The following is a 12,842-nucleotide window of genomic DNA, read 5'->3' on the forward strand; positions in this document are numbered from 1 at the left end:
ATCAGATCCACGCCCTACCGGCCCACGGCCCCTTGCCGGCAAGCCTGCCACGGCCCCGGCGAGACGAACGGCACCGCCCGGTAATGCACTACTAGACCAATAATACATTCCGGGCTAGGGTGGACGCGGAACCCGGGTAGCGCCGTGCTCACCCGTGTCAGCGTTGACCTGAGAGGACCACCATGCGGTATGCGAGCTACGTCAACTCGGTGGGCGTGCCCACCTGGGGCGCCGAGGAGAGCGGTGTGCTCTACGACCTCGGCCCGAGCGGCCTCGCGCTCGCGCCTTCGCTGAAGGTGGCGATCGCCGGCGGATCTCTCCAGCCCGCCCCGCACCTGGCCGCCGCGCCTGCGCAACCGGTCGAGGGGACGGCATTCCTCCCGGTGATCTCCGACCCGGGCAAGGTGATCTGCGTCGGCGTCAACTACAAGACGCACCAGGAGGAGACGGGCCGCGCCGACGTGGTAGCACCGACCATCTTCACCCGCTTCGCCGACACACTTGCTGCCCACGGCGAGGACCTGCCCATCCCCACCGGCAGCGAGAAGTACGACTATGAGGGCGAGGTCGCCCTGGTCATCGGCGCACCTGCCTACCAGGTCTCCCTGGAGGCGTCCTGGGACGTCGTCGCCGGCTATGCCGCGTTCAACGACCTGAGCGCACGCGACTGGCAGCGCCACACCGGCCAGTGGACCCCGGGGAAGAACTTCCCGGCCTCAGGCCCCTTCGGTCCTTACTACACCCCTGCCTCGGAGCTCGGCGAGGTCACGGACCTCGTCGTGGAGACACGTGTGAACGGCGAGGTGCGCCAGCACGCCAAGGTGCTCGACCTCATCTTCGACATCCCGTCGATCATCGAGTACGTCACCGCGTTCACCCCGCTCGCGCCCGGAGACGTCATCGTGACCGGCACGCCCGGCGGCGTCGGCCTCTTCATGGAGCCGCCAGTCTTCCTCTCACCTGGCGACGTGGTCGAGGTCGAGGTCACCGGGCTCGGTACGCTGCGCAACCGACTTGTGGCCGCAAACCACGAGCTCTGACCTGGCAACCCCTACCCTCGAGCCCTGAGGCATGGCCATGAACACATATGACGTCGTCGTCATCGGTGCGGGACCGGTCGGTCTGACCACGGCCCTCCTCCTCGCGGACGGAGGCGCGTCGGTCGCGCTCGTGGAGGAGGCAGCCCAGCCCGGCGACCTGCCGCGCGCCATCAGCATCGCGGACGAGACCTTCCGCATCATGGACCGGTTCGGCCTCGCGGACGCACTCAAGGCCGAGTCGCTCCTGGACACGGGCGCGAAGTACTTCGGTCTGAACGACCGCGTGCTCGCCGTCTCGAAGCCGGCGCCGTCGCGCACCGGGCACCCGGCCAAATCGCAGTTCGACCAACCGGTCCTCGAGGGTCTGCTCTGGGACGCCGTCGTCGCGCACGCCGGGATCGAGTTCCGTCCGGGCACTCGGGCGACGGGAATCGACCAGGACGGCGGAGGCGTGACCGTCACCGTGCGGCCGACGGCCCGCACCACCGAGCCCGACGGCGCGTTCCGCACCGAGGAAGTGCGCGGCACCTGGCTGATCGGTGCCGACGGCGGCCGGAGCTTCTCGCGTGAAGCGCTCGGTGTCGAGCTGCTGGGCTCGACACAGCCCGAGCGCTGGATCGTCATCGACCTGGAGAACGTGGACGGCGCACGCGAGCCGTACGCCGAGTTCCACGGTGACGGCGTCCGCCCGTACGTCCTCGTGCCCGGCGTCAAGGGTCGCCTACGGCTGGAGTACATGCTGTTCGACGACGAGGACGCCGAGGTGATGACCGCCCCGGAGAAGATTCTCGAGCTCGCGCGCCCGCATCACCCGACGATCAAGCCCGAGGACCTCCGCCGAGCGACCGTCTATGTGGCGCACCAGCGGGTCGCCGAGACCTATCGGGTGGGCCGGGCGTTCCTCGTCGGTGACGCCGCACACCTCATGCCGCCCTTCTCCGGCCAGGGCCTCAACGCCGGCCTTCGCGACGCCCTCAACATCTCGTGGAAGCTGCTCGACGTGCTCCGCGGGACAGGCACCGACCGGCTGCTCGACACCTACCAGACCGAGCGCAGAACCCACGGCGTCAAGATGGTGCGGATCTCGCACCGGACAGGTGCCGTCGTGATGGCGGTGGGTGCGATCCGGACTCGCGCCCGCGACACCCTCTTCCGACTCGCCGGCCTCGTGCCGCCGGTGCGGTCCTACCTGTCGGGCATGCGGTTCATCACGCCGCCGGACTACAGCAACGGCGTGGCCGTGCGTCCCAGCGCAGGCGTCAACGACGTGGTCGCGCGGTGGGTGGGCAGGGCGCTGAGCCAGCCGGAGGTCGTCGACCCCGCCGGCGTGGCGGGCCCGCTCGACGCACACCTCGGCCCGGGATGGGCCCTGCTGGCGATCGGGCCCGCGTCTTCGGGGCCAGCACCGGACCCGTTCGGCGACCTGGCCCCCTACTGGACGGGGCTCGGCGCCCGCCGGATCCGGCTCCTGCCCGACGGCGCGTCCGCCTCGGAGCGGGCCGGCTACACCGAGCTCACCGACACGACGGGCTCGCTCGTGGGCACGGCACCCGATCTCACCTCCGTGCACTACGTCGTCGTTCGTCCTGACCGCTACGTCGCTGCCGTGTTCAGGGCCGCCGACGAGAGGCACGTCGTCGAAGAGCTGCGCCCGTACGTCGAAGGGACGAACAGATGACCACCACGGACAAGGCCGTGCCCATGGCCGCACAGCGAGCTGACATCGATGACCTCTTCTGGCAGGACGACTACGAGCCGATCACCGCCGACGACGCGTTCCTGGCCGAGGTCGTGGCGAAGGCCGACCTCCCGGCGCTGCTGGCCGCCCTCGCTGCGGCGACGGGCGACACCTCGGGCCTCGTCGAGGACCTCCGGCCCCCGCTCACGCCCGTCGACACGGTGGGGCACCCGCACGGCGGCATGACGGAGGCGCAGCAGGAGCTGGCCAGGCGGCTGGCCCTCGACGGCCTGCGCCGTCTGCGCGACGAGCACATCACCAGCGTGGACGTGCTGCCGGACGACACCGTCCAGCACATCCTCACCTTCCTGACGAACGGCAACGAGTCCTGGGTCCCGTCGCTCCGGCACGAGCTCGATCTCGCGCCCGACAAGGGTGGCGCCCCCTCCTGGCGCTTCGGCGAGCTCGCCCCTGGCCGCGAGTTCGAGGTGCTCGTGGTCGGCGCCGGCATCGCCGGTATCGCGGCCGGCCACCGCTACGCCCAGGCGGACGTCCCGTTCACGATGATCGAGGCGTCGGACCGCATCGGCGGCACCTGGTGGAAGAACCGCTACCCGGGCGTCCGGCTGGACACCCCGACGTTCGGCTACTCGTACTCCTTCGCGCAGAAGACCGACTGGCCGCACCAGTTCGCGCAGGGCGCCGAGATCCTCGACTACCTCGAGACGGTCGCCGAGCGCGCGGGCCTGGCAGACCACATCGAGTTCGGCACGCGTCTGACGCGGGCGGTCTGGGACGAGGCCAAGGGCGTCTGGGTGGTCACCACGGTCGGGTCCGACGGAGTGACGACGGAACGGATGTTCGCGGCGATCGTCAGCGGCCTCGGCCAGCTCGACATCCCGCACATCCCCGACTTCCCGGGGCTCGCCGACTTCACGGGGCCGGTCATGCACTCCGCGGAGTGGGACGACACGATCGACTGGCACGGCAAGCGGGTCGCCGTCATCGGCACCGGCGCGAGCGCGTACCAGATCGTCCCGGCCATGGTGGACGAGGTCGCCAAGATGGTCCTGTTCCAGCGCAGCGCGCCCTGGATGCTGCCTGCGCCGAACTACCACGACACGGTCGACGGGACGTTCTCCTGGCTGGTGCGCCACGTGCCGCACTACGGACAGTGGTACCGCCTGTGGGTGACGACGTTGGGGATCCCGGGCCGGTTCCACTCCGTGGAGGCCGAGGAGGGCTGGGAGGGGGTTCCGCTGAGCGTGTCCCGGACCAACCAGAAGGTCCGGGACGAGCTGATCGGCCGGATGGCCGAGCAGCTGCAGGGTCGTCCGGACCTGCTCGAGCTCACGACCCCGAGCTACCCGCCGGGCGCCAAGCGCATGCTGCGCGACAACGGCGTGTGGGCGTACTCGCTCATGCAGGAGCGGACGACGCTCGAGACCTCACCCATCGCGCGCTTCACGCCCGAGGGGATCCTCACCGAGGACGGCACGCTGCACGAGGTGGACCTCGTGGTGTGCGCGACCGGCTTCCGGCCGTCGGACTACCTCGACGGGGTGGAGATCGTCGGCCGGGGCGGGGTCGAGATCCACGACTTCTGGAAGGGCGACACGCGCGCCTACAACGGCGTCACCGTGCCCGGCTTCCCGAACTTCTTCATGCTGTACGGACCGAACGTCGGCGGCGTCGTCGCGGGCAGCCTGCACTTCATGATCGAGCGGGCCGTGGAGTTCTCCCTCAAGGTGGTCCGTGAGGTGCTCGCCCGCGACATCAAGGCGGTCGACGTCACGCCCGAGGCGCTCGACAGGTTCGTGGCCTGGGTCGATGCCGCGAACCGGCGCATGGCGTGGGGCCAGCCGTACGTGCGCACGTGGTACCAGAACGCCTCCGGTCGGGTCTCCCAGGTCTGGCCGTACACCAACGCCGACTACTGGGAGATCACCGAGTCCGTGGCGCCCGGCGACCACGAGTTCATCGCGTGAGCCGTACCGTCACGGTGGCGACGCCGTCCGGCACGGTCCTCGGGGCCGTGACGGACGGCGTCGCCGATTTCCGCGCGGTGCGCTACGCCGACGGTGACCGGTTCGCCGAGGCTCGCTCGCCCGCTCGTGCGCAGGGGCCCGTGACGGCGTTCCCTCAGCGCCCCGGTGCGCTCGACGTCCTGCTCGGGCCCGCGCTGGGTGAGCTGCGGCAGTCCGAGGACTCGTTCTTCGTGCGCATCCAGGCCCCGGCCGACGCGCACACGGACCCGGCCGGGCTCCCCGTCCTCGTGTTCGTCCCGGGCGGCGGCTTTCTCTCCGGATCCCCGCACGCGCGCTGGTTCCGCTCACCCGAGCTCGTACGCGACGGCCGCATGGTCCTCGTGACGGTCGGCTACCGGCTCGGCGCCCTGGGCGCACTCGGCCCGGGCGGCGACCCACACGGGTCGGCGCGACCGTTCCGTGACCTGATCCGGGCGCTGCGATGGGTGCACGGCTCGATCAGCGCGTTTGGTGGTGACCCGGAGTCGATCACCCTGGCGGGGGACTCCGCGGGCGCCTGGTATGCCTACGCGCTGAGCATCACGCCTGCCCTCGCGGGCGTCATCCGGCGGACCGTGCTCGTGAGCCTGCCGCGGTTCGCCCCGCTGTCCGGCTCGGACCACGCGCAGCGGCGCGCGCTGTTCCTCGACGCCTTCGGGGCGCCGTCGGAGCTGGGCGCGGCCCCTGTGGGGCGGATCCTGGACGCGCAGACCACCGCCGCACGCGGGTACCACGGAGCCGGCTTCCCGTTCGCCCCCGCCGCGTGCGAGGGCCTCCCGGACTGGCTCAGCGACTACGCGACGTCGGCGCCCCGGCTGCACACCGGGGGGCTGCTGCTGCTCACGACGGGCGAGGAGTCCGCGGCGTTCCTGCGCGGCGCGCCACGCCAGGCGCAGGACCGCGCGTGGCTGCAAAGGTATCTCGGGGCTCGGTTCGAGGACCCGGACGCCGCACTGGCGTCGCTCAGGGAACGTCGGCCCGGGGCGTCGCCCTACCGGCTCGCCGTCGACGCCGGCACGCTGCACCAGTTCCGCGCGGCCGCACTCGAGATCGCCACCGCGGCCGCGGTTCCCACGCGCGTGGTGCGCCTGGCGGTGCAGAGCCCGCTCCCGGACGCCCTCTCGCCGCACTGCTTCACGCTCCCGTTCCTCTTCGGCGGGCGCTCCGGGTGGCACGACGCCCCGATGCTGGACGGCCTCGACCACGGTGTCTTCGACCGGACCGAGGCGGTGCTGCACCGCCTGCTTCTCGACGTCGTGCACGACCGCGGGCGCTCTGCTCTCGCGCCGGTCTACGACCCGGGTTCACCCCAGACCCTGGAGATCGACGAGGCGGGTGTCCGGGCCATCCGGCCCGACGACATCGAGCTGGGCGCCTTGCGGCTGATCGCCTGACCACGGCGCCGTCGCGGCGGCGGGCGCCGTCGCGGCGACCCCCAGCGCTGTGCCGGTGCCCAGGAACGCGCGCGGCCGTCTTCTCCGGGACCCTGTCCCGAGGAAGACGGCCGCGTTCGACGTCAGTCAGACGGTGGCGGGCTTGCGGGCTCCGCCCGTGTTGGTCTTGGCGAACTGCACCTGCTCGTAGACCTCGTGGCGCAGCTCGGCGAACCGCTTGGACGAGCGGGTCTCCAGCTGGTCCCGCTCGGCGGGCAGGTCGATCGTGAGGTCTTCCTGGACGATCGTCGGGGAGCTGGACAGCACCAGGACCCGCTCCCCCAGGTAGACCGACTCGTCGATGTCGTGGGTGACGAACAGGATCGTCATGTTGTGCCGCTTCCACACCGTGCGTACCAGGTCCTCGAGCTCCGCTCGCGTCTGGGCGTCGACGGCCGCGAACGGCTCGTCCATGAGCATCACGTCGGGGTGGGACGCCACCGCGCGGGCGATGGCCACGCGCTGCTGCATGCCGCCCGAGAGCTGCCACGGGTACTGCTTGCGGGCGTGCTCGAGTCCGACCGAGGCCAGCGCGTCGTCGACCCGCGCCGCACGTTCCGCCTTCTTCACGCCGGACGTCTTGAGCGGCAGCTCGATGTTGTCCTCGACCGTGAACCAGGGGAACAGGCTGCGCCCGTACTCCTGGAAGACGACCGCCATGCCCTTCGTCGGGCCGTTGACCCGGGCGCCGTCGAGGACGACCTCACCGCTGGTCGGGGGCATCAGGCCCGCGATGATCTTCAGCAGTGTCGTCTTGCCGCTGCCGGAGGGGCCCACGAGGCAGGCGAGCTCGCCGGCGCGCAGGTCGAAGTCGAGCGAGCGGACAGCCTCGAACTCCTTCGCGGTCCCGTGGCCGTAGATCTTGCGCACGTTACGGACCGAGAGGCGGGCCTGCGCTGCGTCAGCCGTCATTTGAGTGCTCCTTGAGTCCGAAGTACCAGTGCAAGATCCGCTTCTGGATCAGTTGGAAGGCCACCGCGAGCAGGACGCCGATGATGCCGAGCAGCAGGATGCCGCTCCACATCTCCGGGATCGCGACACGGTTCTGGAAGTTGATGATCTGGTAACCGATGCCCTCCTGGGCGGCGAACATCTCGGAGACCACCATGAGGATGAGGCCGACCGCCAGGGACTGGCGGATGCCCGTGAGCATCTGCGGGGCCGCTGAGGGCAGGATGAAGTAGCGCAGGCGGTCCAGGCCGTTGATCCCGTAGACCCGGACCGTGCTGGTCTGCACCTCGTCCATGGACCGGACGCCGGTGATCGTGTTGAGCAGGATCGGCCAGACGCAGCCGAGCACGATGACCGTGATCTTCATGCCGTTGTTGATGCCGATGACCAGCAGCAGGACAGGGATGAGGATCGTCGACGGGATCGCGCGCAGGAACTCCAGCAGCGGCTCCAGCAGCCACCGGGCGTTGCGCGACAGACCGATGAGGATCCCGAAGGTGACGCCGACGACGATGGAGATCGCCAGGCTGACCAGCAGCCGCCAGACGCTAGGCCACACGTCCGTCCAGAGGTTGGAGGACAGCCAGGTCTCGACGAACTTCTCCGCGACCCTCTCCGGCGTGGGGACGAAGAAGTTCGCACCCTGCCGAGTGAAGGCCCACCAGAGGGCGATGAGGATGACCGGCAGACCGATCCACATCAGGACTCGTCTGAGGGCGCTCATGCCGCTGCCTCCCCGCGTACCGAGCTGTGCCAGAAGAGCACCTTGCGCTCGATGAGTCGGAACACTTGGTTGACGATGATGCCCAGCAGGCCGGCCGTGAGGATCAGCGCGAAGAGCGCGGCAGGCGCGTCGTTGAGCTGGGCCGTGGCCACCGCGTGGCCGAGGCCGGGCGTACCGACGATGAGCTCGGTGCTGATCGCCAGGATCAGGGCCACGGTGGCGGCGAGCCGGACCCCGGTGACGAAGAACGGCAGGAGAGTGGGGAAGACGAGGTACCACGCGCGCTGGAGACCGTTCATCCGCATTGTGCGCACGGTGTCGTCCGCGACCTTGTCGACGTCGGCGACCCCGTACAGCACCTGGATCAGCGCGATGAAGAAGCAGCCGTAGACCACCACGAGGAGCTCGGAGCCGAGCCGGGGGCCGAACAGCAGCGCGGCCACCGGGATGAGGCCCACGGAGGGGATCGGACGAAGGAACTCGATCGTCGTGTGGGTGAACTCCCGGAGGAACTTCGAGGACCCGATGACCAGGCCGACCAGCAGGCCGGCGACCGAGGAGATCGTCAGACCGAGGAACCACGCCCGCATCGTGAACCCCACCGCTTCCCAGAAGTCGGTGTAGGTGAAGTTGGTGAGGAACACCGGGATCACCGTTGTCGGCCCCGGGAGATGGTGCCGGTTCACCGGGCCGTAAAGGCTGAAGAGCTCCCAGGCGACGAGGAAGGCGACGATGCCGGTGACGCCTAGTACGTAGGGCCCGACCTCTTGCCAGCCCGGGGTGCTCCGGCGCGTGCCCGGGACCGCCTCGACTGCTGGGGCGGCCGCTGCCGCACCTGGCAGGACGGTTTGCGTGTCCACGTCTGTTCTGTACTCCTCGGACGAGGGCGGACGGGCGGGGCCGAGGAGGCGGCCCCGCCCGGCGGGCTACTGCTGCCAGAGCACCTTGCTCACGTCAGGCGTGGCGTCGGTGACGTCGTACTTGCTCAGCAGGTCGGCGAACTTCTGGATGGTCGGCTCGTCGATGTCGGTGCTCCAGGTACCGAACTCCGTCTTCGACGCCACCTCCGGCGGGGTCTTGAGTATCGCCGTCATCTGCTCGGCGACGGCCGGGTGGTTGTCGTTGAGCCATGCGCTGGCCTCGGTGAGCGCCTCGACGAACCTCGTGACGGTGTCGGGGTCCTCGGAGGTCAGTGTGCCGCTCGAGGCGATGACGAGCTCGTTGGCCCCGAGCTCCGTGTCGTGGATGAAGTCGGACACGAGCGTCCCTTCCGCACCGAGAACCTGCTGCGTGAACGGTGAGCCGACCATGCCGGCGTCGACCTGTCCGCTTTCGAGCTGCGCCGCCACCTCGGGGAAGCCGAGCTGGACGAAGTTGATGCTGCTGGGGTCGCCGCCGTCGAGCGCGACCGCCTCGCTGATCCCGATCTCGCCGATGCCCCCGAGCGCGTTGACCGAGACGGTCTTGCCCGACAGGTCCTTGGCGGAGGTGATGTCCGAGCCCGCGCCGGTGACCACCGCGGTCGAGTCGAACGGGGTGTCTGGGTTGTTCTGCAGGAAGCCCGAGACGATCTGGATGTCAAGCCCTTGCGTCGCGGCGACGAGCGGCGTCGTCGGGCTCGCGAGCATGAAGTCCAGCGCGCCGGTCGACAGCGACGGCAGCTGAGCGTTGGACGACTGGCCGACGACGAGCTCCAGCTCGATGCCGTGGTCGGCAAAGATGCCCTCGTCGATGGACGCCTGCAACGCGGCCTGCGCGGAGGAGGCGAAGATGCCGAAGTTGACGTGCGTGAGCTTCTCGCTGTCGCCGCCGGTGTCGGTGCCGCTGTCGGCGGCAGGCTGCGTGGCGGCGCCGGTGACCGAGCCGGACGAGCAGCCGGACAGCGCGAGCACGAGCCCGGCGGCGACGGCGGCGAGCGCGTGCGTGGTGGATAACCTCATGAGTCCCTCTTCCTCGAGTGAACGGGTCGACGTTCGCTGCCGGCCGGCCACGGCCCGACGCTGATTCGAACCCTATGTGATGGATAGCACATTTGTCAATGGATAATGCATTCTGCTGATACGGGCCGCTGCGGCAAGCCAGCGGCACGGTCAGGAGGCGGCAAGCGTCCCCTGCGACTCCTCCGCAGCCGCCTGCGGCTCCTCCACCGGTACCTGAGGCGTCCCGATCCGAGCGGCAGCGAAGACCTTGGTCAAGGTGGCGTCCAGCTCCTGGGCGAGGCACTCGGCCGCGATGATGTGGTCCGGCCGGAGCACCACCACGGAGACAGGGCGTGCGTCGAACCAGGTCTTGAGGACGCCGGCCGGGTCGCCGACGAGCCTGACGCCGTCGGAGACGTGCCCGGCCGCCCAAGGGAGCTGCTCGGCCGGGACGACCTGGACGAGCGTGGCACCCAGGCGCTCGACCCCGGCCCGGCTCGCGTCGCTCAGGAACGCCGTGGGGTCGTTGTTCCAGGCCAGCACGCGCCAGCCCTGTCCGGTCGCGTCATCGAGCAGCAGGTCACGCCCGGCGACGTCCTTCACGCGCGGCTGCGGGAACAGGGTGCCCGCGGTCGGGACGACGTCGGCGAAGTCGGGCAGCGCCTTGTAGGTGCGGGTCGCCGTGGGGACGACGACGCCGCGGTCGTACTTGGGCAGCGGCTTGAAGCCCTGGCTGTTGACGCGTGCCTTGAGGGCCGGCACGCGGTCGATCGCGCTGGCGACCCGGTCGCGCACCCAGGTGCGCAGCTTGCTCGTGTCGGTCACGAGGTTCGCCATGCTGAGCGAGAGCGCCACCATCGCCTTGACGTGGTCCATGCGCTCGGCCGCGTACGTCTCGATGAGCGAGTCGTCGGCCCTGCCCTTGACGACGGCGGCGAGCTTCCAGCCCAGGTTCAGGGCGTCGCGGATGCCCGAGTTCCACCCCTGGCCGGCGACGACCGGCATGATGTGCGCGGCGTCGCCCGCCAGCAGCACCCGGCCGGCCTGAAACTTCTCGGCGACGCGGGCGTGGTGGGAGTACACGCGGCGGCGGATGATGTCGAGCTTTGCCGGGTCCGGCACGTGGTCCTTCAGCAGGCCGTGGACGAACTCGTCGTCGTCCGCCAGCGACTCGTCCTCCCCCGGGAGCAGGCTGAACTCCCAGCGGCGGATCCCGTGCGGCAGGCTGAGTGTGGCGTAGCCGCGGGTCGGGTCGCCGCCGAAGACGGCGTGCGGGGTGCCGATCGGGTCGTTCGCGACGTCGATGACGAGACCGCGCGTGGTACGCGTCTCGCCGTCGAACCCGATGCCCAGGGCCTTGCGGGTGGCGGACGCGCCGCCCTCGCAGCTCACGACGTACTTGCCCGTGAGGGTCTCTTCCCCCGACGGGGTCCGCACCGTCACCGTGGCGCTCTCGCCGTCCTGCACGAGGCCAGCGGCCTCCGCGCGGAACCGGACGGTCACCGAGGCGAAGCGCTCCAGGCCGTCGAGCAGCACCTTGTCGACGAGCGGCTGGACGAAGCCGTTGCGGCGCGGGTAGCCGAACTCGCGGGTGGTGGGGTTGATCTCGGCCAGGATCTTGCGCTCGCCGTTGACGATGCGGATCTTCTGGTCGGGGACGGTGTGCGGCAGCACTTCCTCGACGAGGCCGATGGTCTGCATCGACCGCAGCGCCTCGTCGTCCACGCCGACGGCGCGCGGGTAGTCGATCAGCTCGTCCCGCGCCTCCAGCACCACGACGTCGACGCCGTAGCCGCCGAGCAGGTTCGCGAGCATGAGGCCGACCGGGCCGGCACCAATGACGATGACGTCGGTGTCAAAGTTCATGACTTGCCTTTCAAGGCCGTGATGGTGCCCTGGGCGGCGCGGCTCAGCAGGACCAGGTCGATGCCGAGGCCGACGTAGTCGATGAGGCCGCGCGCGATGAGGCCGGACGCATAGACGGGCGATCCCGAGTAGATGCCGAGCGTGCGCCCGTGCTGGCGGGCCAGGCCGGCGAGGTGCTCGACAGCGGTCAGCACCGGGCCGTCCTCCCAGTCCCCGCGGCCGGGCAGGCCGTAGGAGACGGCGAGGTCGGCGGGCCCGACGTAGATGGAGTCGAGGCCGGGGGTGGCGATGATCTCCTCGGCGCGCTCGACGCCGAGCGCCGTCTCGATCTGCGCGATCGTCGACACCGCCGCGTTGCCCGCCGCGGTGTAGCTCTCGCCCGGGTAGAGCGCCGGCCGGCTGGGGCCGAGGCTCCGGTTCCCCACCGGCAGGTACTTGGTGGCCGCGACGAGGGCCGCGGCCTGCTCGGCGGACTCCACGGTCGGCGCGACGATGCCCCGTGCGCCGCTGTCCAGCAACCGCAGGATCGGTGCTGGGTCCAGGCTGCCCACCCGGGCGTAGACGTAGGCGTTGCCGCGCGGGCACGCCCGCAGCATGCCGCACGCCGCCTCGAGGCCCACCTCGCCGTGCTGCAGGTCGATGATCACGCCGTCGTAGCCGGCGGCGAGCGCCCACTCGGTCACGGAGCAGCTCGGCAGGGCCTGGTGCAGCAGCGCCGGGGCCGTGCCGTGGACCGCGTCGAGCTTCACCGTTCGGTCGCCCCTTCGGCGGCCAGACGCGCGGCGTGCGCCGCGGCGTTCTGTCCACCGAAGATCGGGACGATCTCGCGGCGGTGGATGAGCCACGTGCCGTCGACCTGGCGGTACTGCTCGCGGAACTCCCCGACGCTCGCCGGCACCAGCGGGTTCTCTGAGGAGTCGCGGAACGTCTGGTAGGCGATCGTGCCGTGCAGCACGCCGTCCTCCCAGGCGAGCCGGACGCCGCCGATCAGGTGACGCCCGACGACGTTCCTGAGCTTGGCGCGCTTGGCGCCCCACGTCTTGATCGCCTCGCGGCCGACCATGTCCCCGAGGGGACCGGTGGTGACACAGTCCTCGGTGTACAGCTCCCAGGTGGTGTCGGCCATGCCGTGGTCCAGGCGGTAGAGGAGCTCGGAGACGAGCTGCTCGATCGCGACACGGGTCTCGATGTCGACAGTCATGGT

Annotated in this window: 11 protein-coding genes; 4 read left to right on the forward strand and 7 right to left on the reverse strand. The window is 70.3% G+C overall.

What is annotated here, in order from left to right; all coding sequences use genetic code 11:
- Nucleotides 1–182: 182 nt before the first annotated feature.
- Genes KZX45_RS10970 through KZX45_RS10985 form a run of 4 tightly spaced genes read left to right on the forward strand, consistent with a single transcriptional unit; the run spans nucleotide 183 to nucleotide 6,139 of the window.
- Nucleotides 183–1,040 (forward strand): fumarylacetoacetate hydrolase family protein, encoded by an 858-nt coding sequence (locus KZX45_RS10970; protein WP_248257765.1) that lies wholly within the window; start codon nucleotides 183–185, stop codon nucleotides 1,038–1,040.
- Nucleotides 1,041–1,077: 37 nt separating this feature from the next.
- Nucleotides 1,078–2,718: an FAD-dependent monooxygenase gene (locus KZX45_RS10975; protein ID WP_248257766.1), complete on the forward strand. Its 1,641-nt coding sequence runs from the start codon at nucleotides 1,078–1,080 to the stop codon at nucleotides 2,716–2,718.
- Nucleotides 2,715–4,706: an NAD(P)/FAD-dependent oxidoreductase gene (locus tag KZX45_RS10980; RefSeq protein WP_248257767.1), complete on the forward strand. Its 1,992-nt coding sequence runs from the start codon at nucleotides 2,715–2,717 to the stop codon at nucleotides 4,704–4,706. Before KZX45_RS10975 ends, KZX45_RS10980 begins: the two co-directional genes overlap by 4 nt.
- Nucleotides 4,703–6,139 carry a carboxylesterase family protein gene (locus tag KZX45_RS10985; RefSeq protein ID WP_248257768.1) on the forward strand — a complete coding sequence of 479 codons (1,437 nt, stop codon included), beginning with the start codon at nucleotides 4,703–4,705 and terminating at the stop codon, nucleotides 6,137–6,139. Before KZX45_RS10980 ends, KZX45_RS10985 begins: the two co-directional genes overlap by 4 nt.
- A 126-nt stretch (nucleotides 6,140–6,265) precedes the next feature.
- On the opposite strand, the gene KZX45_RS10990 is transcribed toward KZX45_RS10985, so the two are convergent.
- The 7 genes from KZX45_RS10990 to KZX45_RS11020 all read right to left on the reverse strand — a co-directional run bounded on the left by KZX45_RS10990 (nucleotide 6,266) and on the right by KZX45_RS11020 (nucleotide 12,839).
- Nucleotides 6,266–7,090: an ABC transporter ATP-binding protein gene (locus KZX45_RS10990; protein ID WP_248257769.1), complete on the reverse strand. Its 825-nt coding sequence runs from the start codon at nucleotides 7,088–7,090 to the stop codon at nucleotides 6,266–6,268.
- Nucleotides 7,080–7,853, reverse strand: coding sequence for an ABC transporter permease (locus tag KZX45_RS10995; RefSeq protein ID WP_248257770.1), 774 nt, complete (start codon nucleotides 7,851–7,853; stop codon nucleotides 7,080–7,082). Before KZX45_RS10995 ends, KZX45_RS10990 begins: the two co-directional genes overlap by 11 nt.
- On the reverse strand, nucleotides 7,850–8,713 hold the full coding sequence (locus KZX45_RS11000) for an ABC transporter permease (RefSeq protein WP_248257771.1): 864 nt from the start codon (nucleotides 8,711–8,713) through the stop codon (nucleotides 7,850–7,852). Before KZX45_RS11000 ends, KZX45_RS10995 begins: the two co-directional genes overlap by 4 nt.
- Before the next feature lie 66 nt (nucleotides 8,714–8,779).
- On the reverse strand, nucleotides 8,780–9,793 hold the full coding sequence (locus tag KZX45_RS11005) for an ABC transporter substrate-binding protein (protein WP_248257772.1): 1,014 nt from the start codon (nucleotides 9,791–9,793) through the stop codon (nucleotides 8,780–8,782).
- 150 nt (nucleotides 9,794–9,943) lie between these two features.
- On the reverse strand, nucleotides 9,944–11,638 hold the full coding sequence (locus KZX45_RS11010; RefSeq protein WP_248257773.1) for a bifunctional 3-(3-hydroxy-phenyl)propionate/3-hydroxycinnamic acid hydroxylase: 1,695 nt from the start codon (nucleotides 11,636–11,638) through the stop codon (nucleotides 9,944–9,946).
- On the reverse strand, nucleotides 11,635–12,387 hold the full coding sequence (locus tag KZX45_RS11015; protein ID WP_248257774.1) for an aldolase/citrate lyase family protein: 753 nt from the start codon (nucleotides 12,385–12,387) through the stop codon (nucleotides 11,635–11,637). Before KZX45_RS11015 ends, KZX45_RS11010 begins: the two co-directional genes overlap by 4 nt.
- On the reverse strand, nucleotides 12,384–12,839 hold the full coding sequence (locus KZX45_RS11020) for a nuclear transport factor 2 family protein (protein ID WP_248257775.1): 456 nt from the start codon (nucleotides 12,837–12,839) through the stop codon (nucleotides 12,384–12,386). Before KZX45_RS11020 ends, KZX45_RS11015 begins: the two co-directional genes overlap by 4 nt.
- Nucleotides 12,840–12,842 lie beyond the last annotated feature (3 nt).

Origin of the sequence: Georgenia sp. EYE_87, from assembly GCF_023148685.1 — a bacterium.
GTDB lineage: Bacteria > Actinomycetota > Actinomycetes > Actinomycetales > Actinomycetaceae > Georgenia.

What these genes read in the sequence shown, in the direction of transcription:
- KZX45_RS10970 (WP_248257765.1), top strand. Translation starts at nt 183, where the DNA reads ATGCGGTATGCGAGCTACGTCAACTCGGTGGGCGTGCCCACCTGGGGC.
- KZX45_RS10975 (WP_248257766.1), top strand. Translation starts at nt 1,078, where the DNA reads ATGAACACATATGACGTCGTCGTCATCGGTGCGGGACCGGTCGGTCTG.
- KZX45_RS10980 (WP_248257767.1), top strand. Translation starts at nt 2,715, where the DNA reads ATGACCACCACGGACAAGGCCGTGCCCATGGCCGCACAGCGAGCTGAC.
- KZX45_RS10990 (WP_248257769.1), bottom strand. Translation starts at nt 7,090, where the DNA reads ATGACGGCTGACGCAGCGCAGGCCCGCCTCTCGGTCCGTAACGTGCGC.
- KZX45_RS10995 (WP_248257770.1), bottom strand. Translation starts at nt 7,853, where the DNA reads ATGAGCGCCCTCAGACGAGTCCTGATGTGGATCGGTCTGCCGGTCATC.
- KZX45_RS11005 (WP_248257772.1), bottom strand. Translation starts at nt 9,793, where the DNA reads ATGAGGTTATCCACCACGCACGCGCTCGCCGCCGTCGCCGCCGGGCTC.
- KZX45_RS11010 (WP_248257773.1), bottom strand. Translation starts at nt 11,638, where the DNA reads ATGAACTTTGACACCGACGTCATCGTCATTGGTGCCGGCCCGGTCGGC.
- KZX45_RS11020 (WP_248257775.1), bottom strand. Translation starts at nt 12,839, where the DNA reads ATGACTGTCGACATCGAGACCCGTGTCGCGATCGAGCAGCTCGTCTCC.